The sequence below is a fragment of the Chryseobacterium bernardetii genome (assembly GCF_003815975.1).
In the GTDB taxonomy this organism is placed as follows: Bacteria; Bacteroidota; Bacteroidia; order Flavobacteriales; family Weeksellaceae; genus Chryseobacterium; species Chryseobacterium bernardetii.
Genome location: NZ_CP033932.1, coordinates 1177334 through 1197014, shown reverse-complemented (window position 1 = coordinate 1197014; position 19681 = coordinate 1177334). Strand labels below are relative to the sequence as shown.

At 35.4% G+C, this 19681-nt stretch carries 20 protein-coding genes; 4 read left to right on the top strand and 16 right to left on the bottom strand.

Annotated features, from left to right (window positions below; all coding sequences use genetic code 11):
- Nucleotides 1-35: 35 nt before the first annotated feature.
- The 9 genes from EG339_RS05600 to EG339_RS05560 form a co-directional block, all read right to left on the bottom strand.
- On the bottom strand, nucleotides 36-779 hold the full coding sequence (locus tag EG339_RS05600) for a LytR/AlgR family response regulator transcription factor (RefSeq protein WP_123869246.1): 744 nt from the start codon (nucleotides 777-779) through the stop codon (nucleotides 36-38).
- 56 nt (nucleotides 780-835) lie between these two features.
- Entirely contained in the window at nucleotides 836-1108 is a 273-nt protein-coding gene (locus EG339_RS05595; protein ID WP_123869245.1) for a 2TM domain-containing protein, read from the bottom strand.
- A gap of 20 nt (nucleotides 1109-1128) precedes the next feature.
- A complete protein-coding gene (locus EG339_RS05590) occupies nucleotides 1129-1416 on the bottom strand; it encodes a 2TM domain-containing protein (protein WP_123869244.1) in 288 nt (95 codons plus the stop codon).
- A 326-nt stretch (nucleotides 1417-1742) separates the two neighbouring features.
- The gene (locus EG339_RS05585; protein WP_123869243.1) at nucleotides 1743-2312 is read right to left on the bottom strand and encodes a methyltransferase family protein; all 570 of its coding nucleotides are present in this window, start codon (nucleotides 2310-2312) and stop codon (nucleotides 1743-1745) included.
- Nucleotides 2313-2405: 93 nt separating this feature from the next.
- Nucleotides 2406-2714: a 2TM domain-containing protein gene (locus tag EG339_RS05580; RefSeq protein WP_123869242.1), complete on the bottom strand. Its 309-nt coding sequence runs from the start codon at nucleotides 2712-2714 to the stop codon at nucleotides 2406-2408.
- On the bottom strand, nucleotides 2701-4032 hold the full coding sequence (locus EG339_RS05575; protein ID WP_123869241.1) for a 2TM domain-containing protein: 1332 nt from the start codon (nucleotides 4030-4032) through the stop codon (nucleotides 2701-2703). Before EG339_RS05575 ends, EG339_RS05580 begins: the two co-directional genes overlap by 14 nt.
- A 196-nt stretch (nucleotides 4033-4228) precedes the next feature.
- The gene (locus tag EG339_RS05570) at nucleotides 4229-4885 is read right to left on the bottom strand and encodes a hypothetical protein (protein WP_123869240.1); all 657 of its coding nucleotides are present in this window, start codon (nucleotides 4883-4885) and stop codon (nucleotides 4229-4231) included.
- Between the two features lie 47 nt (nucleotides 4886-4932).
- Nucleotides 4933-7179, bottom strand: a complete 2247-nt coding sequence (locus EG339_RS05565; RefSeq protein WP_123869239.1) for a TonB-dependent receptor — start codon at nucleotides 7177-7179, stop codon at nucleotides 4933-4935.
- Between the two features lie 193 nt (nucleotides 7180-7372).
- Nucleotides 7373-8275, bottom strand: a complete 903-nt coding sequence (locus EG339_RS05560; protein WP_123869238.1) for an AraC family transcriptional regulator — start codon at nucleotides 8273-8275, stop codon at nucleotides 7373-7375.
- Nucleotides 8276-8492: 217 nt separating this feature from the next.
- On the opposite strand from EG339_RS05560, the gene EG339_RS05555 reads away from it, so the two are divergent.
- Nucleotides 8493-8996, top strand: coding sequence for a superoxide dismutase family protein (locus EG339_RS05555; RefSeq protein ID WP_123869237.1), 504 nt, complete (start codon nucleotides 8493-8495; stop codon nucleotides 8994-8996).
- A 56-nt stretch (nucleotides 8997-9052) separates the two neighbouring features.
- On the opposite strand, the gene EG339_RS05550 is transcribed toward EG339_RS05555, so the two are convergent.
- The gene (locus EG339_RS05550; protein ID WP_123869236.1) at nucleotides 9053-11182 is read right to left on the bottom strand and encodes a carboxy terminal-processing peptidase; all 2130 of its coding nucleotides are present in this window, start codon (nucleotides 11180-11182) and stop codon (nucleotides 9053-9055) included.
- A 338-nt stretch (nucleotides 11183-11520) separates the two neighbouring features.
- Here EG339_RS05550 and EG339_RS05545 point away from each other — a divergent pair, with 338 nt between their 5' ends.
- Together EG339_RS05545 and surE are read left to right on the top strand one after the other, a co-directional pair.
- Nucleotides 11521-11691: a lmo0937 family membrane protein gene (locus EG339_RS05545; RefSeq protein ID WP_117590580.1), complete on the top strand. Its 171-nt coding sequence runs from the start codon at nucleotides 11521-11523 to the stop codon at nucleotides 11689-11691.
- Nucleotides 11692-12006: 315 nt separating this feature from the next.
- Nucleotides 12007-12795 carry a 5'/3'-nucleotidase SurE gene (surE, locus tag EG339_RS05540; protein WP_123869235.1) on the top strand — a complete coding sequence of 263 codons (789 nt, stop codon included), beginning with the start codon at nucleotides 12007-12009 and terminating at the stop codon, nucleotides 12793-12795.
- Between the two features lie 193 nt (nucleotides 12796-12988).
- Here the strand turns inward: surE and EG339_RS05535 are convergent, their stop codons facing one another.
- The 3 genes from EG339_RS05535 to EG339_RS05525 are packed head-to-tail and all read right to left on the bottom strand — an operon-like array spanning nucleotide 12989 to nucleotide 15390.
- Entirely contained in the window at nucleotides 12989-14392 is a 1404-nt protein-coding gene (locus tag EG339_RS05535; RefSeq protein WP_123869234.1) for a radical SAM protein, read from the bottom strand.
- A gap of 18 nt (nucleotides 14393-14410) precedes the next feature.
- The gene (locus tag EG339_RS05530) at nucleotides 14411-14638 is read right to left on the bottom strand and encodes a hypothetical protein (RefSeq protein WP_123869233.1); all 228 of its coding nucleotides are present in this window, start codon (nucleotides 14636-14638) and stop codon (nucleotides 14411-14413) included.
- Entirely contained in the window at nucleotides 14635-15390 is a 756-nt protein-coding gene (locus EG339_RS05525) for a prolipoprotein diacylglyceryl transferase (protein ID WP_123869232.1), read from the bottom strand. The genes EG339_RS05530 and EG339_RS05525 overlap by 4 nt, the downstream gene beginning before the upstream one ends.
- 61 nt (nucleotides 15391-15451) lie before the next feature.
- Here EG339_RS05525 and EG339_RS05520 point away from each other — a divergent pair, with 61 nt between their 5' ends.
- Nucleotides 15452-16489, top strand: coding sequence for a GMP reductase (locus EG339_RS05520; RefSeq protein WP_123869231.1), 1038 nt, complete (start codon nucleotides 15452-15454; stop codon nucleotides 16487-16489).
- Nucleotides 16490-16570: 81 nt separating this feature from the next.
- Here the strand turns inward: EG339_RS05520 and fabG are convergent, their stop codons facing one another.
- The 3 genes from fabG to rsmI all read right to left on the bottom strand — a co-directional run bounded on the left by fabG (nucleotide 16571) and on the right by rsmI (nucleotide 19679).
- A complete protein-coding gene (fabG, locus tag EG339_RS05515) occupies nucleotides 16571-17314 on the bottom strand; it encodes a 3-oxoacyl-[acyl-carrier-protein] reductase (RefSeq protein ID WP_123869230.1) in 744 nt (247 codons plus the stop codon).
- Between the two features lie 172 nt (nucleotides 17315-17486).
- Nucleotides 17487-18959 carry a WG repeat-containing protein gene (locus tag EG339_RS05510; protein ID WP_123869229.1) on the bottom strand — a complete coding sequence of 491 codons (1473 nt, stop codon included), beginning with the start codon at nucleotides 18957-18959 and terminating at the stop codon, nucleotides 17487-17489.
- Between the two features lie 45 nt (nucleotides 18960-19004).
- Nucleotides 19005-19679, bottom strand: coding sequence for a 16S rRNA (cytidine(1402)-2'-O)-methyltransferase (rsmI, locus tag EG339_RS05505; protein ID WP_123869228.1), 675 nt, complete (start codon nucleotides 19677-19679; stop codon nucleotides 19005-19007).
- Between the last annotated feature and the right edge of the window lie 2 nt (nucleotides 19680-19681).

Sequence of the window (19681 nt, the reverse complement as noted above, 5' to 3'; positions counted from 1 at the left end):
TGGTTATATTTTTTGGATACAAAATATGAGCTGTTTTAACTTACAAGCCAGTCTTTAAAGTCTTTAACACGGTCACGGCTTACCGTAATTTCTTCCTGGGGTTGAAATTCAAGGTCTACTTTATAATACGGTGAAGTATGGATATTTTTGATATAATCAGAATTAATGATAAACTGCCTGTTAACACGGAAAAATTTTTTATCATCCAGAATATCCGCCAGTTCGTCCAAAGTAAAATCTGATGGATAAGAACGTTCATCTGTCTGAAGGTATACGATCTTATTCTCACTGAAAAAGCAACTTATTTCCTGGGTCTGGACAATTTTCAGATTGTATCCTATTTTCACCAAAACCCTTGAAAGAATAGATTTTTCTTTTCTTATCAGCTGTTTGATATCCTGCGACCCGATATCGCTATTGGAAGGCAGAAAAGACTTAAACTTCTCAATAGCTCCGGAGAGATCTTCTTCAAGGATTGGTTTCAGCAGATAATCTATACTATTCAGTTTAAAGGCTTTTAGGGTATACTGATCAAAAGCTGTTGTATAAATAATAAAGCCTTTGGTGGGCACTTTTTCAAAGATATCGAATGACAAACCGTCTCCAAGAACAATATCAGAAAAAATCAGCTGCGGATGTTCATTTTCAGAAAACCAGGCTACTCCCTCTTCTACCGATTCTATTTTAGCAACCACCTCAATATCAGGAAAACTACCTAACATTCTCTCTAATTTCCTTGAAGCAGGTTTTTCATCTTCAATAATTACAGTCTTGATCATTGAGCTAATAGTTTTAGTTTTAAAATTGGAAATAAAATTAGATAAAATAATCAGATTTAAAAGTCTATTGCTTTTTTATTTTTTTGAGTTTCTTTTCTCATCATTTCTTTTTCCCATTCATCATTAAAAATAAATAGAGAGACCGCTTTTATTCCCAGGAAAAGTGCCCAGATAGCTAAAAATAAATGACCTCCAAATATTCTGTAATGCAATTCATCATTAAACCAGTCATTTCCAATAATAATTGCTGATACTATTCCGAACCATATCAGGTTTTTATAGAATTTTTTTAATTGCTGAACTCTGTTATATGCGTTGTTATAATCCATGATATATTGTTTTTAGATTGTTATAATGTTTTTGTTTTCCCTTTCTCTTCAGCCATCAATTCTCTGATCTTCTTCTCTTCCCAATTTTTTCCAATTCCGAAAACATTCACTGCGTGAAATACAATTCCTATTCCCCATCCAAACATTGGCCATAAGAACCATAAATATCCAGGGGCAGTCATAAGGTTTAAAAAAGCAAGAAACGGAATAACAATACAGAAGGACGTAAGGTTTCCGTAGAATTCTTTCAGATCTTTTACTCTTTTAGATGCTCTTTCGTAAGCTGTTGTTTCTTTAAAAGTTTCCATTTTTTTATTTTTTAAAGGATTAATTGTTTTTTCTTGATTCAAATGTATGGCGGAAAAGCACCTCAAATCAATTTTATATGACCGAACGGTAGATTAAGCTTCCCGAATGGTAAAAAATATAGGAGCAATGAATTCTCTGAATTTAAATAGTATTGAATTTTGATTTTACCTGTTGCTAAATGCAAGGATGTAATAGAATTTAATGATATATGGATATACACGAAATCAAAGATTTTATGACAGCCAGAACTGGTTTTTGCTAAAAATGCACAAACAAAATTATTTGTGCATTCCTCGTATTAAAGCAATTCTTACGCGTAAGAAATTTAGTAGATAAACGGGATGAGTTTCTTTGTTGTTTTCCTGTATTCAATATATTCTTCCCCAAATTGTTCTATGAGAGCCTGTTCTTCAATTTTAATTCTGTAAGCAAAGGCTAAAAACGGCGGAACAAAAGCTAAAATAAGTGACAGCCAGTTATTGAGATACAATCCTAAGCCCAATGAGGTAAGCAGGGAAAAAGCATAGGAAGGATGTCTCAAATACTTATAAAAACCTTCTTTTTTGATCTGATGATCTTCTTTAATAGTTACATCTACGGTAAAATATTTCCCTAAGGATCTAATGATAATAAACCTGAAAATAATACCCATAAGAATAAACATTTCTCCTACATACATGATCCAGTTTTCATGAATAATGGGTAAAATGGTAAGATTGGAAATGGTTACAGCTGCTGCAATGGAAAAAGGAATGGCCAGCCAAAGAATATTAAGAGTAGACCTGTCTTTTCCTTTTTTGTCATTCTTGCCGGATTTCAGGACGTTTTTATAAAGAAACTCACTGAGAAACCATGCAATCATGGATATTATATAAAGAATCTGTAAAGCTTTCATCTTGATTAATATTTAAATTGTTTCAGAAAAAAACAGGAAAACAAAAGGCTCCAATACCATCTTTGAACAAAAGCAGTTTTTACTCTCTTTATCCTACAAGTTTTTTTTCTCTTTTTCCATCAGTTCTCGGATCTTTTTTTCTTCCCAATTCTGCAGGTAACCGTTTTTTGAAAGGAAAACGGTAGCAGCATGGGCCAATAAGCCAACACCCCAGAATGTGAGTGTAAAGAAATTTTTGAACTCAAAATAGCTTTCTCCAGGCTTTAAATGGCTATAATTGTAAAAAACAATCATTACATTCACCGCAATGTAGACAAATAAATGAGCATAAAAACCTCTTAACTTTTCAACATATCTCCTGGCTTTCTGATATTGAATATCATTTTCGTCAAATCTTTCCATCGTTATTATTTTTTTGATTGTTCATAATTTCACGGATCTTCTTTTCCTGCCATGATTCTCCAACACCAAAAACCTGAAATGCATGAGAAGCCACCCCAATCCCCCACCCGAACACCGGAAACCAAAACCAGTGAAATGAGCTTTTGGTGAAAATATTAATAAAGATCAGGAAAGGGATCACTATACAGTAAGAAATCAGATTAATATAAAAATCTTTGATCTCTTTCATTCTCTTCTGGGCTTTCTTATAAGCTTTAATATCATCATCCTGTTTTTCACTGACAATATTAGGCTTATCAACAAGCATTGGAAGCTTTACTTTAAAATAGTCTTCAGATTTTTCTATAAAAACATTCCTTTTTGTAAGCAGAGAATAGCGTTGTACAATATTTGCCAATCCGATCCCGGAACTTTCTTTGATCTGTTCCCTGACCTGTAAATTGTTTTCAATGCAAAGGATATCATTTTCTGCGAATATTCTGATGACCAGTGGTTTTGATGATGTAGCAAAATTATGTTTAATACAGTTCTCCAAAAGAAGCTGCAAAGATAAAGGCACAACAAATTTCCGATAATCCTCTTTCTTAACGTCAAAAATAAAATCAACACTGTCTTCAAACCTTGTTTTTAAAAGATCACAATAGGTTTTGGCAAACTCTATTTCATCTTCCACCGTTACCATTTCTTTATCCTTTTGTTCAAGTACATATCGGTAAATCTTTGACATTGAAGCTGTAAACTTCTGGGCCTGATTGGGATTTTCATCAATCAATGAGCTTAGAACGTTTAAAGAATTAAAAAGAAAATGAGGGTCCAGTTGGTTTTTTAAGCTTTCAAATTGGGCATTCGCTGATTTGGCAATCAGTTTCTGCTCTACCACTTCTTTTCTGGAAGTCTTTTTTAGTTCCTGCATAAAACTTTTTGCATGAAGGAAGGAAGAAATAAGCAATGCAACATTAATGGTAAACCAATTGGCAAAGTTATATTTTCCGGAAAAATATTCTTCAGTAGTAGCGGCTTTCTGGATCAGCACAAAATTGATGTAATTACAAAAATAGACCAATATGACATTGACAATAATAACAGAAATAATACTGATTACCGCCCTTTTGGATGTTTCTTCAGACCAGGGAAGTTTTTTATTGAGAAAACTGTTCAGCAATCCATTTCCTCCTCCCAATATAAAAGTGTACAACAGGGAAATAAATATGGTTAATACAAAGTTTTCCAGATTTTTCTCTTCCGTAAAAGCAAAAAAGAAAAACATGGAGACAATGAATGAGATCCAAAACATGGTTTTAATATCCTTACGTTTCATGATGGGTTTTCTTGATTCAAAAATAGTTTTTATTAAAGGTATCAAAAATTATTTCTTACCGAAGGGTTGGTTTTTATTACTGAACTGCATCATTAGACAAAACTTTAAAAAATTATCATATAATCCTGATTCTTTTTGTTTTTAAAGTATGAGTTAAAGACATAAAAAACCTCCATTTTGTGAAGGTTTATTTCTATTATTTCTTTTCCTCAGATAAGCTTAAAAAATATTCAGCTTCTCCTCTGCCCCAATTTGGATCTATAGCAGTTTTAGGTTTATAGGCATTAAATTTTGAGAGTGCTTCTTTAAACATTTCTATTCCTTTACTTTTACTTCCTCCGTACTGTTCCGGGGTAAAATAAGTGTCTTCTGCTTTAATAAGAGCAATTCTAGGGTTAGCTGGATCCAGCTTTTCAGCTCTGATAAGTTCTTCAGATGCTCTTGCCCCGTCTGTCATAAAACGTTGCTGAGGATTCACCATCATTCTAAGTGAATATGCCATTTTTTTTAACAGATGGATCTCTGCATTATCTGCTCCGGCAAGATTTTGAGCAGTTCCCAGGTATTTTTCTGCCTGTGAAGCCACCGCATCCAGATCCTGGGTATTTCCATTTCTCATCATTATCCTTCCTTTTTGGATCTGAGCTAATGCTGCATAATAAGGTGGAAGCCATTGTGAACTTTCCTTACTTCCTATTCTCTGGAAGTCATTAGACAAGGTCTGGAAATCCTCCGGGGTTTTACAGGTTTCAATTTTTGCGACTTTTTCAGTCATTATTTTTTCATAATCTGCCTGTGCAAAAGCTGTTAAACTCATTAAACCTAAAGCGAAACTTAAAATGTATTTTTTCATGATATTAAATTTTAAAAGTTAGTTGTTGTTTATTCGAAGTTATGTTTTTATAAGTTATTATTAATTGCGTCCTCTGTTTTATCTACTCCAAAGCTTATAAATGCTCCTATAAAAACAAAGGTGTTTACTGGTGGAACTACAGCGGAACTTCTTGATCCGTTGGCTGAAAAGTTATATCCGTATACATTTTTAGATCCCAGCACATTTGAAATACTCAATACAAATACGGGAAATGCTTTTGCGTCTTTTTTTCCAATAGCAGGAAGATAATTAAAACTGATATTCAAAGCGTTATAATCTTTTAACTTCCCTTCATTTCTGGTATAATTATATGCTTTTCCATCTTTGATTTCAGTGGCAATATCATAATAAGGACGGCCTTTCGCATAAGTATAAGATAGGTTTACTCCTAATTTCCATTCCGGAATGAATCTTTTAACTACTGCAGAAAGGGTATGTTCTGCTGCAAAACCAGGTTTTAAACTTGCAGGATAATTGATAAAATCTCTTTTTGAATCCAGATAGGAATATGTTAACCAGTAATCTATATTTTTAAATGTTTTTTTATTGTCTCTCCAAAACACCTCCAGCCCTTTTGCGTAGCCGTATCCGTCATTATTCAATGCTGTCTGAACCTGCTGATTCTGCTCTTTTCCGGGAAGAATATTAACTGTTTTGATTAGCTGGTCATATTTTTTATAAAATGCCTCAAAACGCAGACTTTTTCCTTCCGAACTTCTCTGAAGCTGAAAAATATAATGCTGTGACTTTTGAAAATCCAGTTTTGCAGGCCCATTGATGTACTTGCTTTCAGGATTCTGATAAAAGATTCCATAAGCTACGTTAGCGGTCCATTGATCTGCAAGACGGTATGCCAGCGCAAAACGGGGTGCTATATTACTTCTCCCCAGATAAGAGGAGTTTTCTGCCCTTAATCCGATCTTTGCAGATAATGCATTACTGAACCCAAGGTCTGTTTCTACGAATGCTGCAGAAATTAAATCTTTGTAATTCTTCTGAATGTTCTCAAAGTTTAGATTTTCATCGGTATTATTCAGTTCAAAACCACCCCTTAAAGCACTGATTTTATTAATTTTTCTTTCAAGAACCGTTTTAAAATTAATATAGTTTCCATCATTCAGTAGTCTGCTGTTTCCACTTTCCACTCCGTTGGTTTCTCTAGAAAAGTTAAGGTCTGACTGATTATACGAATAGGAACCATTAACGTTGAGAAGATATTTTCCGAACTTTTGCCTGAAGGACAGATTATGATAAGTAGTTTTGCCTTTTAATCTTACCAGTCCGAACTTATATTCAGGCTCCAGGCTTTCTGTTTTCACTCCCATTTTATTGGAATTATACATACCATAATATTTAAAAAATCCTCCTGATTTTGTTTTGAATCTAAAATTGAAATCACTGTTGAATCCCTGAGGAGCATCAATAAAATCGGTATTAAAATTAAAAACCTTCTGCATCAGGCTTAAAAGCGAGTATCCGGCTGAGGCTCCAAAGGAATAATTTTTCTGAGCTACTAATTTTTGAAATCCTGCATCTAAAAAGATGGGAGAAACCCCAATATTATATGAGCTTTCGTCCGGAAGATCCACACTTTCCAGCATCAATACTCCGGAAAGAGCCTGCCCATAAAGTGCAGAATAACCGCCACTTGAGAATATATTCCCTTTGAAAAGTGAAGTATTAAATTGATCTCTTCCCGCAATTCCGGGTACGGAATTAGAAAAATAGTTATTGATAAGGCTTCCATCCATAAAGATTCTAGACTCTGCTCCTGTACCTCCCCGGATGAAAAGTCCTCCGGACTCTCCTACCTTCTGAACACCCGGAAGATAATTTAATGCAGAAGATATCTGACCGTCAGATCCGGCTGTAGTATAAATATCAATGGGACTCAATAATGCAGTTGCCCTCTTTCTGTCACTTGCTTCAATTGAACCCGCAGAAACCACAACTGCTTCAATTTCACTGATCTGTTCTTTAAGGTCTGCATCAACAATAATATTTTGATTTTCAATATTTACTATTTTTACCACTTCTTCATATCTGGGATGGGTAAAAGTGATCTGGTGGCTTCCTTTTTCTAAGGTTTCGAATGAAAAATTACCCTGCGCATCAGTAGTAGCCCCATCATAAGTATCTTTCAATGTAACGTTTACTTCACTTACTCCTTTGCTTTTAAACATAACCCTTCCTGAAATCTTTGTCTGGGAATATCCCAATGCAAAGGCAATTAATGCTATCAGAAAAAGTATCTTATGTCCTTGTGTTTTCATGGTTATTAATTTCTGGATCAAAAGTAATCTGAAAAATGCCCTTGTGTAAAAAAATTATTACTGAAGGGCATACTTTTGTTACTGAATGGTAAAAAGAATGAAATTCAGAAGAAGACTGGAAGTCACTCTAAGTTACACACATTCATTTTGCTTCTTTCTTCAGCTCTTGGCAAGCCTTTTATTGAGTATTTAATTACTGGATCGGGATACAAAAATCCACGAGCATTTTTCCTTCAGGGTGATCTTTAAAGTTGGAATGATAGATTTCAAACGGGAAGGTTCTCCTCATGGAATAGTTATGCTCATTCATCCATAGAAACAATGAAACCCAGCATTGTTCAAAATCGTTGAGTGTAACTTCGCCACTTCCGACAATAAATTTTCCGGCTTCTATGGTTTCCGAAAAAATTTCTCCTGCCGGATCTTTCAGTTTGTCATCTAACAGCATACAGGCATGAATTCTTACCTTATCAGCTGGTGTTACTTTAAAGCTGTCATGATATACAGAGATCATTTTTACATGGTCTGCAGGAAACAGTTTCTTCTTTTTTGCCCAGTCTACAAGTACATTGTAAGCCGGCTCTACTCCGGCAATACCCAGGCTCATTACTGCAGCCAGATTCATTTCCGGCATTTCTTTTATTTCAATTTTTAAATTCATTGTTGTCCAATTTAACAGGTTTTCAATAGTGCAAATATATTGGCTGAAAACCGTATCAATTTGTCCGTTCTTGCTTTGTGTTTGTAAAATTTTGTGAAAGACTTCGGGAGCCGTTTTACGGAATTCTGAAGGTGATAAACCGTAGTATTTTTTAAAGGTTTTACTGAAAACAGAAGGATTGGAAAAACCAAGGTTAAAGTAGATTTCCTTCATTTCCATATCCTTACGGACAGCCAGAAGAAAAGCACTTTTTTCGGTTTTTTTCCTGATAATATAATTCTGAAGGGTTTCTCCTGTAAGAAGCTTGAATATCCTGTGAAAATGAAAAGGTGAATAGGCACTGATCTCTGCAATTTTTTCCAGAGACAGATCAGCATCAAGATTTGCATCAATGAATTGTATGGCTTTTACAATCCGTTTTTTGTATTCTTCCAAAATAAAAAATGTAGAGTTCCAAAGGTACTGATCCTAAGTATATGTAAGTTGTCTATTATTGCTTTTTTGCAGATTAGAGGTTTCTTATTTTTGTTGAGTGTAATAATGCTTTAAAAGCACCACACCAGATATTCTTACAGAAAAAAGGTATGATCATAAAGTGTTTTGGAAAATCTTTTTTAAATTTAGCATAAATATCACTTTAAATCATTTAAAAATGAAAGTACAAACACTAGCATTATTGGCAGGATTTGCATTTTTGGCAGCTTCATGCGGAACTACAAAGACGTATGCCGTAAATGCCAAAAGCGGAACTCAGACAGGTGGAACAGCTAAGTTTACCCAACAGGGAAATGATGTTATCATGAAACTGAATGTAACGAATCTTACCCCTGGAATCCATGCAGTACACATTCATGAAAAAGGAGACTGTTCTGCAGCAGACGGAACCTCTACAGGCGGCCACTGGAACCCATCTAAGAACGATCACGGAAAATGGGGGGCTGAACATTTCCACATGGGAGATATAGGAAATTTAGTAGCTGATCAGAACGGAACGGCAGTTTTAACCTTTAAGACAGATAAATGGTGTCTTGGGTGTACAGATGAATCTAAAAACATCATTGGAAAAGGCCTTATTGTACATGCAGCAGCTGATGATTTCCATACCCAGCCTACCGGAAATGCAGGCGGAAGAGTGGGATGTGTAGAAATTAAGTAATTAGCATTTTACACAATAAAAAAACCGATAATTTTCATTATCGGTTTTTTTATGTTTTATGATTTAACTCCCATATCTGATACAATATTCATTGCTTCCTGCAGATAAAGGTCTTTTTTAAGATTCTTGATCCACATTTCGGATTTCTTTTTGAAAGCTTCATCTTTTTTCTCTCTTTCAATCTCACTTGGATACATGATAAACAGCAATCCGTTCTCAAATTTAGTCAGTACTTTGAATTTCTCAATCTGAGATTTTCTGTGTTTCATCACATCATTGAATTTATTGATGTTCAGCGTAATGGTTTCCTCTTTATCCAGCTTTTCTCTCCATTGGGCAGATTCTAGCAGAAGCTGGTAGTTTTTATTCTTAGCCATTCTGTCTGCGCTTGCTTTTTCAAGAGCCTGAATATTAAAGTAGTTCAGTTTTTCAAATTTAGTAGCCGGAATTTTATCCCAAGCCAAAGCAAAATCGTCATAACGCTCTCCTACTTCTGCATATGTAAAGAAATCTTTCATCTGAATATCTGAAACAATTCCTTTTCTCTGTGTAGATTCCCCTGTAATTCTATAGAACTTCTGAATCGTCAGTTTTAAAGATCCGAAATCATCTTCAGTATTCAGGAATCTGTTCAGGTCAACAAAAGTTTGAACGGTTCCTTTTCCAAAAGACTGTGGAGAACCGATCACCATTGCTCTTCCATAATCCTGCATTACACCTGCCAAGATCTCAGAAGCTGAAGCAGAAAGTTCGTTCTGCATAATCACAAGCGGACCGGTCCAGATCGGAGTTTCATATTTATTCTTCAGGGTCTGTATTTTTCCGTTTCCGTCTTTCACCTGTACATAAGGTCCGGCATCCATGAAAAGCCCCATAATATCCCCTACTTCCGTTAGCGATCCACCACCATTGTTTCTAAGGTCAAGAATAATTCCTTCTATATTCTGAGCTTTAAGTTTAATAATCTCATTTTTAATATCATCAGAAGCATTTCTTCCTTTTGAGTTTTCAAAATCTGCGTTAAAGCTTGGAAGATTGATAAATCCGTATTTCTTACCATTAGGAGCATTTACAACAATACTTCTTGCAAAAGTATCTTCAATGGCAACCTCTTCACGGATCATAGTTACATCCTTAATTGTTCCGTCTTTTTTCTGAACCGTTAAAGTAACAGGAGTTCCTTTTTCTCCTCTGATTAATCTTACGGCTTCATCAGAAAGCATTCCTACTACATTTACAGCATCATCCTTTGGTTTAGATTTTACTTTCAGGATCTTATCTCCTTCAGAAAGCTGCTTGGATTTCCATGCCGGAGCGCCAATAGTGAGGGCTCCAAGATAAAGGTTCCCTTTTTTCTCCTGAATCAAGGCTCCGATACCAATCACTTTTCCGGTAAACTGAGTATCAAAGTCTTCCTTATCTTTTGGAGAATAGTAGTTGGTGTGCGGATCAAATACTTCGGTATAGGCATTCATATACACAGTAAACCAATCCATTTTCTTTCTCTTTTTGAATCTTGTGAAGGTTTCTTTCACAAGGTCTTTTACCTCATCCGTTGCTTTTTTGATCTTCTCATCCTGAGTAAGGATTTTCAGCTTGATGGTATCATTTAATTTGTACTTCTGAACAGAATCTTTCTTCTCTTTCTGAGCTTCTTCTTTACTGTTCATTGATTCAACTTCCTGAAGGATGTTGTATTTGATGAACTTTTTCCATTCGTTATACTGTTCCTGCTTATTGGCAGGTACTTTTTTAAGTTTTGGCTCCAGGGTAAGGGTTTCTTCTTCCTGAAGGTTAATGGGCTTGCTGAAAATGTCCTGAGTAATCTTATCGATCTCGTCCACTCTTTGGTAAAGCCTGTCAATCGTAAGTTTATAGAAACTCAGATCACCCTGATTGATATAGTCGTCAAGCTTGGTTTCATGCTTGCTGAATTCATCCATATCAGACTGCAGGAAGTATCTTTTGGCAGGATCTACCAATTCGAAATAGTGCTTATAAACATCTTTTGAGTAGGCATCATTGATAGGCTTCGGACTATAATGCAGGTAAGAAAGAGTGTTTTTTACGCTCACCATTATTGTCTGCATCTTTTCATCATCGTTCTTCGGCGAGTTGAAGCAAAACATTAGACTGGTTAATGGAATTAGGAGTAAAAATTTATTCAGTTTGAAATTTTTCCACATAAACTGTCTTTATTTATTAATTTTTTGAAAAATAAGTATTGTAATAAGTAGCAATAATTTGCAGACTGTTACAAACGATCAAATTTAATACCTTATTTACAAATATCGGGCAGTTTTAAGAATTTTTATTCAATAAGACCATTATAATTTACCCACTGAACTCTTCCCCCATCATAAAACACGGAGTGAATAGGCTTTATTCCTTCCACCTTCAAAAAAAATAATCTTCGAAAAAGTCTTCTTAAAAATTCATAAAGAGATACCACAAAAAATAATTTCAGTGCATAAAGGCACAGAATATGCTGATATTTAAACAAATCACTTTAAAAAATATTATTATGAGAAGCTTATTATGGTTAATCGCAGTCATCTGTATCGTTGTATGGCTTTTAGGAATGCTGGGGATTGTCCCTGGAATCAGTACAGGGTATTTAATACATATCTTACTGGTAATTGCTATTGTTGTTATTCTTTATAACATTATTACAGGCAGAAAACCGCTGGAATAATTAAAAAATGAATAATAACTGATAATGATGTTGATATCTTATCTTTAATTTCAATGCTGGATCATTGAAATGAGGAAAGATTTATGTTAACTTCAAATGTAAATTTAATCTTCAAAACTTTTTTCTTCCGGTACCCAGTTTTCTTTTCTACCTAAAATACAGATTGTTTGTTGATTAAATTTAATCAGCCAATCATAGTTATTGTGTTTTATTGCGTCTTATTTTTAACTACATTTGATGTGTTGAAAAGTTCTCTGTGTTCAATTCTCAAATGAACAGATTGTACTGCATTTGTATAAAAAATTAAGATAATATATGGAAAGACCGCTTATTCTGGTTACTAATGATGATGGAATTACAGCACCCGGTATCAGAAATTTGATCAGTTTTATGAACGAAATCGGAGAAGTAGTGGTGGTAGCCCCTAACTCTCCCCAAAGTGGTAAAGGCCACGCTATCACCATTAATTCTACGCTAAGCTACGAAGAAGTTACCCTTGATGGTCCGCAAACAGATTATTCCTGCAGTGGAACGCCAGTAGACTGCGTAAAAATGGCCCTTGATAAAATTCTGAAAAGGAGACCTGACATTGTGGTTTCAGGGATTAATCATGGTGCTAATTCGTCTATTAATGTAATTTATTCAGGAACCATGTCTGCTGCTGTAGAAGCAGGAGTGGAAGGAATTCCCGCCATTGGCTTCTCATTGCTGGATTTCAGTTGGGAAGCAGATTTTACCCAAGCTAAAGAGTTTATTCAGAATATTGTAAGAAGAACTCTTGAAAACCCAATGCCGAAAGGAATTGTTCTGAATGTGAACATTCCTAAGCTTCCTGCATCTGAAATAAAAGGGGTAAAAGTCTGCAAACAGGCCCACGCGAAATGGGAAGAAAGCTTTGATGAAAGGATAAACCCACATGGGAAAAAGTATTACTGGCTAACTGGTTACTTCAACAATATGGATGATTCTGAAGATGCTGATGAAACAGCTCTTGCTAACGGATACATTTCTATAGTTCCCGTAAAGTTTGACCTTACTGCGTATGAATACATGAAAACGTTGGAAGAAGTCATGGTTTTTGACACTGTAAAAGAGTCTAAATAATACTGTTATTTAAAAATAGAAAAGCGTGAAATTTCATTTCACGCTTTTGCTTTTTTATCTCTCGCAGATAGATAGGGCAGATAACTCAGATTTCATTTATACGTAATCATCTGTGAAGATCTGTGTCATCTGTGGGAAAATTAAATTCTCTGATTAACCACAGATTTTCGCAGATGAGCACAGATAATTATGCTTAAAACAGCACTTTATCTTCCTTCCTTAGTTCTTCTAAATAGCTTTTCTTATCATCACGGTAGAAAAGGTTCATGGTTTCAAACGGAATTAATTTCAAGTCTTTATTAACAATATGGACACAAGATTTCTTCACTGCTCTTACATCAAAATCATGGGCATCCATAAAGTTCATAATAATAATCCTAAACAGATTATCATAATCCAGATTCGGGGCAGATACTTCCGGAAGACAGCAAAGTAACTGATTAACCTTAGGTTTTACTTTATCTACAGAAATACCGGTACTGAAGATATCCAGTAATTGCATATGGAGGCCTGTATCCTGTTCGTAAACGATGGTATTTTTGGATTCATTATTCAAAAGATCGGCAGGATTGATATACCTTGTTAAAGGAATAATTTCTCCCTGAAGCTTTAAGATATATCCCATCGCCAAAGCATCCGGATTACACGGAACCGGAATAATATCATCAGAGTTTAAAAGCGGAAACTGATTCAGGATTTCCTGTCTTACTTCAGTTAAAGTGATCTTCTCATGGGCAGAATCTTCCCTGTTTCTTCCTGCAATTTCTACCGGCTGGAAGGTAATTCCTCTTACACATTTCTGTTTTAAAGCAAATTCAATGATCTTTCCGATCTCATCAATATTTTTATCTTTTTGAAGAACAATTACCAGGGTGGTAGAAAGATTCAGCTCATTCAGTTTTTCCAAAGCTTTCATTCTTACAGATGTCAGGTCTTTTCCTCTGAAATCTTCCAGAACTTCCGGTTTAAAAGAGTCAAACTGAAGATATACTTCAAATTCAGGAGCATAGGTTGCCAGCTTTTCTGCAAACCCCGGATCATTGGCAATTCTTATCCCGTTGGTATTCAGCATCAAATGTTTAATGGGTTTTGATTTGGCAATATCCATAATTTTGAAAAACTCCGGATGGATGGTTGGCTCTCCGCCACTGATCTGAACAACATCAGGCTCTCCTTCATTGTTGACAATCACGTCAAACATTGCTTCAATTTCCTCCAAAGTTCTGTGACTTCCATAATGTGGAGAAGACATGGCATAACAGGTTGGACAGGTAAGGTTACAACGGTCTGTAACTTCTACGATGGAAAGGCAGCTATGCTGCTCATGATCTACACAAAGTCCGCAATCATAGGGACATCCATATTCCACATCTGTTCCGAAATGAAGAGGCATTTCCGAGGCTTTGTTATAGTTTCTTATATTCTTGTAATAATGAACATCAGAAGCAATTTTTGTTTTGAAAAAGCCATGATCCGGACATCTTTTGGTCATGAAAACGGTTTCGTCTTCTATAATAATCTTCGCTCCTACCCTTTTCAGACATTCCGGGCAAAGACTGATTGTATAATCGTAATAGGTATAGTTTCTTACTGGCATAATTAATTCTTAAAATGCTTATCCACAGATGTATCCGCTGATTAATCCACAGACCAGTAAACAAATAACAAGAGTCTGTATAAACTGTTTTCTGCTGAATTTCCTGTTATCCTTACTTTCATAGATCAGCTTCACAATAAAGGTAACAATAATAGAAAAAAACAGAGCACCTATAATCATCGCACCAATGATCATGACCACCAGGCCAGTAAGGTCACCAACTTCTAAAAGTGTTAAAGGTTTCATCTTGAATATTTTAAATATGTGGTTTGGATATTTTTAATGGTATAAATGTAGTAAATAATTACACAAATACATGTAAGCTGAATAGTACCCAGATTTCCTGCAATTTCCACCCTTGGTTTAATGAAATCTAAAAAGAATCTGAATATAAAATAACTTAGCATAAAGATCTGAAAAAGAAATCCTGAGGGATATTTCTTCTGTTTCTGAATATATTTTAATACCATCCAAAGACCAAACAAAAAAACGATCTCATACAAAGCAACAGGATGTCTTAAGTATTGATCTCCCAAGTGCATCCCAAAAACAGAATCTGTGGGAATACCATAAGTTTCTTCATGAATTCCTGTAAGAAAACAGCCAATTCTTCCGATAATTATAGCTAACATTAAGGGAAAAACAATTAGATCTCCCGTACTTTCTTTATGTCCGACTAATTTTTTAGCCAGTTCCACTCCCAGTAACCCAAAAGCCAGCCCTCCAACAATGGTATTGCTTGACCAAAATTTCTGAAAGCTGAAGTTTTCAAACATGGTGTAGGGGTTTTCCAGATTCCCAATGAATTTGGAGCCGAACAAAGCTCCGGCTGTTGCTCCTATCAAAACTGCTGCGGAAGTATTGAACGTTAACTTCTCCGTTGATCTTTTTTTAAGATAAAAATAATACCTCATGCCCAGAAACATTCCAACCGCCTCAAAAAGAGGATGTGCAAGAATGGTTTGACCGAAAATATGAAAGGTTACAGGAAAATCCATTGCTTCAAAAATAATCCTTTTCAGATTATTTACTACCTTTATTCTGACAAATAATTACAAAATGCGCATAGAATACGACATAAAACTAGGGTTTAAGGATGTAATGTTCCGCCCTAAGCGTTCTACATTAAAATCCCGTTCTGAAGTAGATCTGGAAAGAGAGTTTATCTTTAAACATACTAAAAAGAAGTGGAGCGGAGTACCCATTATTGCAGCTAATATGGACACTGTAGGAACTTTTGAAATGGCTGTTGAACTGGCTAAAGAAAAGATCATTACTGCTATCCATAAGCATTATACTCCTGAAGAGTGGGATCAGTTCCTGCAAAACCAGCCTGAAAGTATTCATCAGTATATTGCTTTAAGCACTGGTACCGGAAAAGCGGATGAAGAAAAGATCAGGCTCATCCTTGAAAAGCATCCAAAAATTGAGTTTCTCTGTATAGATGTTGCCAATGGTTATTCTGAGCATTTCGTTGATTTTGTAAAGACCGCAAGGGCTAATTTTCCTGATAAGATTATTATTGCCGGAAATGTAGTTACCGGAGAAATGGTAGAAGAACTTCTTCTGGTAGGCGCAGATATTATTAAAGTTGGAATAGGCCCCGGTTCTGTATGTACAACCCGTGTAAAGACAGGAGTTGGATACCCTCAGTTATCTGCCATTATTGAGTGCGCTGATGCTGCTCATGGCTTAGGAGGTCACATTATTGCAGATGGAGGCTGTAAGGTTCCCGGAGATGTTGCCAAGGCTTTTGGTGGCGGTGCCGATTTCGTCATGTTAGGTGGCATGTTTGCCGGTCACGATGAGAGTGGTGGTGAAATGATTGAAGAAGATGGTAAAAAATACCGTTTATTCTATGGAATGAGTTCAAAAACAGCTATGGATAAACATTCTGGAGGAGTAGCTGAATACCGTGCCTCGGAAGGAAAAACCGTAAAAGTAGTGTATAAAGGTCCGGTTTCAGAAACGGTAAAGGATATTCTAGGTGGGGTACGCTCTACCTGTACATACGTAGGAGCATCCAAACTTAAAGAGCTTTCTAAAAGAACTACCTTTATCAGGGTTCAGGAGCAAGAAAATCAAGTCTTTAACTGATAATTTTTTCTGCAGATTTTAGTTAGAAGTTTGCAGTAATAAAAAAGAGGCTGCACGTATTGTGCAGCCTCTTTATATTTCTTACATCAACATTCCTCCGTCTACATTTAATGTCTGACCAGTAACGTATGATGCCATATCACTTCCGAAGAATACACAGGCATTAGCAATATCTTCCGGCTGCCCTCCTCTTTTCAAAGGAACACCTTCTCTCCATCCCTGAACTGTTTTCTCATCCAGTACAGCTGTCATTTCAGTTTCAATAAATCCAGGAGCAATAGCATTACATCTGATATTTCTTGAACCTAATTCTAATGCCACAGATTTTGTAAACCCGATTACACCTGCTTTGGAAGCTGCATAGTTAGCCTGCCCTGCATTACCTTTTACACCCACTACTGAAGTCATATTGATAATAGATCCGGATCTGGCTTTCATCATCGGCTTAATAACCGCTTTTGTAAGATTGAAAACTGAATCAAGGTTTACTTTAATTACCTGATCCCAGTCTTCTTTAGACATTCTCAATAATAAGTTATCTTTTGTAATCCCGGCATTGTTTACTAAAATATCAATCTGCCCAAACTCCGCCATTACTTCCTCTACCAATTTTTGAGCAGCATCATAATCTGATGCGTCAGACTGATAACCTTTAATTTGGGTTACAGAACTTAAAGCTGCTTCTAATTCTTTAGCTTTGTCTACAGAACCGGCATAAGTAAATGCTACTTTAGCTCCCTGTTGAGCATACATTTCAGCAATACCCTTCCCGATTCCTCTTGTAGCTCCGGTAATTAGTGCTACCTTTCCTTCTAATAATTTCATATCTCTTGACGATTATTTTTTTATAACTTATTCAGCCATTGAAAGCTGACTTGCTTAGTATTATAATTCTTTTTCAGAATTAAACGGTTTGCAAAGATATTATAAATTGTTATTCAACACATTGAAAACATGAAAATACTGAACTTTTTTTTGTTGCTTTTCTATGATTTTACTACAGTTCCGTTATCTCATTTCTAAACCTGGTGAAATAAATTAAGTCTGTTTTCTTATCCTTATTCAATTTTAAAACTTCCTTCATCCAGGTATATTTATCATAAATAATTTCAGTTAAAGGCTCGTTCTGAAAATTTAAAACTCCATATTTTCCATCTTTCTTTACAACAATTTCATTTTCAAAGTTTTCGAAAGCAATAATATCTTCATAAGAAAACGGAACAATCTCTGTTCCTTTCCCATCCAGAATACCATAAAGATTAGCATTATTCATACAGACAAGCGGTTTTGAATACTCATTCAGGATGGTAAAGTATTCAACATCCTGGTTCTTGATCAGTTTAACATCCTTAAGTACAACCGCAGATTTGTTGTTGGCTGAAAAACGGTAATATTGATCCTGTCTTCTGATAACCACATTATCAGGATAAAAACCGATAACCTGATCGCCTTCATTCAGTACATTTTTGAGCTCTTTGTCCAAAAGCTTTTCTTCGTTTCCTTTTTTAAGATAAATAAAATCCTTTCCTGATATTGTAAAGTTTTTAATAAAATCATATTCCAGAGGAATTACGGTATCCCCCTGTAAATCTACAATCCCCGATTGCTCTGATTTATCATCGTAAATTTTAAAAAAATGATTGGATAATGCGTAAAGATATTTAAAGCTGTTAGGATAAAGCTTTTGGTCTTTCTTATAAAAAACAGTTGTTTTATTGTTTTTTTTGAGATAAATATATTCTTTTTTACCAAAGTACTCCGGAGTGATATCGTTATATATTTCTTCAGCAATGATATGGTCTTCAACATCAATCAATCCATACTTTCCAGTTGCTTTATTTTGGGTAATCAGATAAGGATACCCACTCATATCTACCACATTCCTTGAAAGCCGATGCAAAGTCTGTCCATTTTTCCCTATGATCTCACTTTGATTTTCTTCATTACTGATGAGAACTTTTCCATTTTCAAAGCTGTAATCGTCTTTAAATTCCCTTTCGCTAAGCTGCTTTCCGTCAAAATCGTACAGGAACCATTTTTTATCCTTTAAAACAAAGAAGGCTTCTTTCCCGGCAAACCGGATCTTATCTGAATCCGGAATAATAAGTTTTCCATTGTAGTCATAAACAGCTTCTTTTCCCTGCCTGGAAGCAATAATACGTTCTTTGCTCCACCAGGGAGTATTGAAATCCTGATATTCAAAGGGAACCAGTTCATTCCCTTTTTCATCAATAATTGCAGATTTCCTTCTGCCACCTTCTTCAGAATAAAGAATGAACCTGTTTTTAAAAATATGGAAAATTCCTCCTTTTTCTGATGATTCGAAGGTGATATTCCCTTTAGTATCTACAATGCCTTGTTTTTTGGAAACAGGGTCATAAGCTATTCCGAAGCCGTCAGAATACGAACTTACCTCCTTCCCGGTCTTTTTGGAAAGAAGAACCTTAGTGTATTGGTTAGTTTGTGCCATACAAACTGTAGAACACAATACAAAAATTAGCTTTTTCAATTAAAATCAAATAGAATTGTTGACAATAAGAACAATCTCTCCTTTTAAAGTTTTACTCTTAGAAAACTCAATTAACTCATTGATTGTTCCACGCTTAGTTTCTTCAAATTTCTTGGAAATTTCACGGCTTAGGCTTGCTTTGGTGTTTTCACCGAAGAATTCTTTGATCTGCTCTAATGTAGTATTGATCTTATGCGGGCTTTCGTAAAGCACAATGGTTTTCTTTTCTTCGGCAAGCTGCTTTAGCTTGGTTTGTCTTCCTTTTTTTTGCGGTAAAAAACCGGCAAATAAAAATTCATTATTTGGAAGCCCGGAAACCACTAAAGCCGGAATTAAAGCTGTAGCCCCGGGAAGACAGATCATCTCAATATTGTTATCTGCACCTGCTTTAGCCAATAAATATCCGGGATCTGAAATACCAGGAGTTCCTGCATCAGTAATGATCGCGATATTCTGACCATTTTTTAGGTCTGCAATTACTTTCTCCGTTGCCTGATGTTCATTGTGTAAATGATAGGATTTCAAAGGCTTGGAGATTTCAAAATGTTTTAAAAGTATTCCTGAAGTTCTGGTGTCTTCACATAAAATATAATCAACATCTTTAAGGACATTTACTGCCCTGTAAGTCATATCTTCCAGGTTCCCAACGGGTGTGGGAACAAAATATAGGATTCCGCTCAAAA

Coding starts and splice junctions, on each gene's coding strand:
- EG339_RS05600 (WP_123869246.1), bottom strand. CDS start 779: ATGATCAAGACTGTAATTATTGAAGATGAAAAACCTGCTTCAAGGAAA.
- EG339_RS05595 (WP_123869245.1), bottom strand. CDS start 1,108: ATGGATTATAACAACGCATATAACAGAGTTCAGCAATTAAAAAAATTC.
- EG339_RS05590 (WP_123869244.1), bottom strand. CDS start 1,416: ATGGAAACTTTTAAAGAAACAACAGCTTACGAAAGAGCATCTAAAAGA.
- EG339_RS05585 (WP_123869243.1), bottom strand. CDS start 2,312: ATGAAAGCTTTACAGATTCTTTATATAATATCCATGATTGCATGGTTT.
- EG339_RS05580 (WP_123869242.1), bottom strand. CDS start 2,714: ATGGAAAGATTTGACGAAAATGATATTCAATATCAGAAAGCCAGGAGA.
- EG339_RS05575 (WP_123869241.1), bottom strand. CDS start 4,032: ATGAAACGTAAGGATATTAAAACCATGTTTTGGATCTCATTCATTGTC.
- EG339_RS05570 (WP_123869240.1), bottom strand. CDS start 4,885: ATGAAAAAATACATTTTAAGTTTCGCTTTAGGTTTAATGAGTTTAACA.
- EG339_RS05565 (WP_123869239.1), bottom strand. CDS start 7,179: ATGAAAACACAAGGACATAAGATACTTTTTCTGATAGCATTAATTGCC.
- EG339_RS05555 (WP_123869237.1), top strand. CDS start 8,493: ATGAAAGTACAAACACTAGCATTATTGGCAGGATTTGCATTTTTGGCA.
- EG339_RS05550 (WP_123869236.1), bottom strand. CDS start 11,182: ATGTGGAAAAATTTCAAACTGAATAAATTTTTACTCCTAATTCCATTA.
- EG339_RS05545 (WP_117590580.1), top strand. CDS start 11,521: ATGAGAAGCTTATTATGGTTAATCGCAGTCATCTGTATCGTTGTATGG.
- surE (WP_123869235.1), top strand. CDS start 12,007: ATGGAAAGACCGCTTATTCTGGTTACTAATGATGATGGAATTACAGCA.
- EG339_RS05535 (WP_123869234.1), bottom strand. CDS start 14,392: ATGCCAGTAAGAAACTATACCTATTACGATTATACAATCAGTCTTTGC.
- EG339_RS05530 (WP_123869233.1), bottom strand. CDS start 14,638: ATGAAACCTTTAACACTTTTAGAAGTTGGTGACCTTACTGGCCTGGTG.
- EG339_RS05525 (WP_123869232.1), bottom strand. CDS start 15,390: ATGGATTTTCCTGTAACCTTTCATATTTTCGGTCAAACCATTCTTGCA.
- EG339_RS05520 (WP_123869231.1), top strand. CDS start 15,452: ATGCGCATAGAATACGACATAAAACTAGGGTTTAAGGATGTAATGTTC.
- fabG (WP_123869230.1), bottom strand. CDS start 17,314: ATGAAATTATTAGAAGGAAAGGTAGCACTAATTACCGGAGCTACAAGA.
- EG339_RS05510 (WP_123869229.1), bottom strand. CDS start 18,959: ATGGCACAAACTAACCAATACACTAAGGTTCTTCTTTCCAAAAAGACC.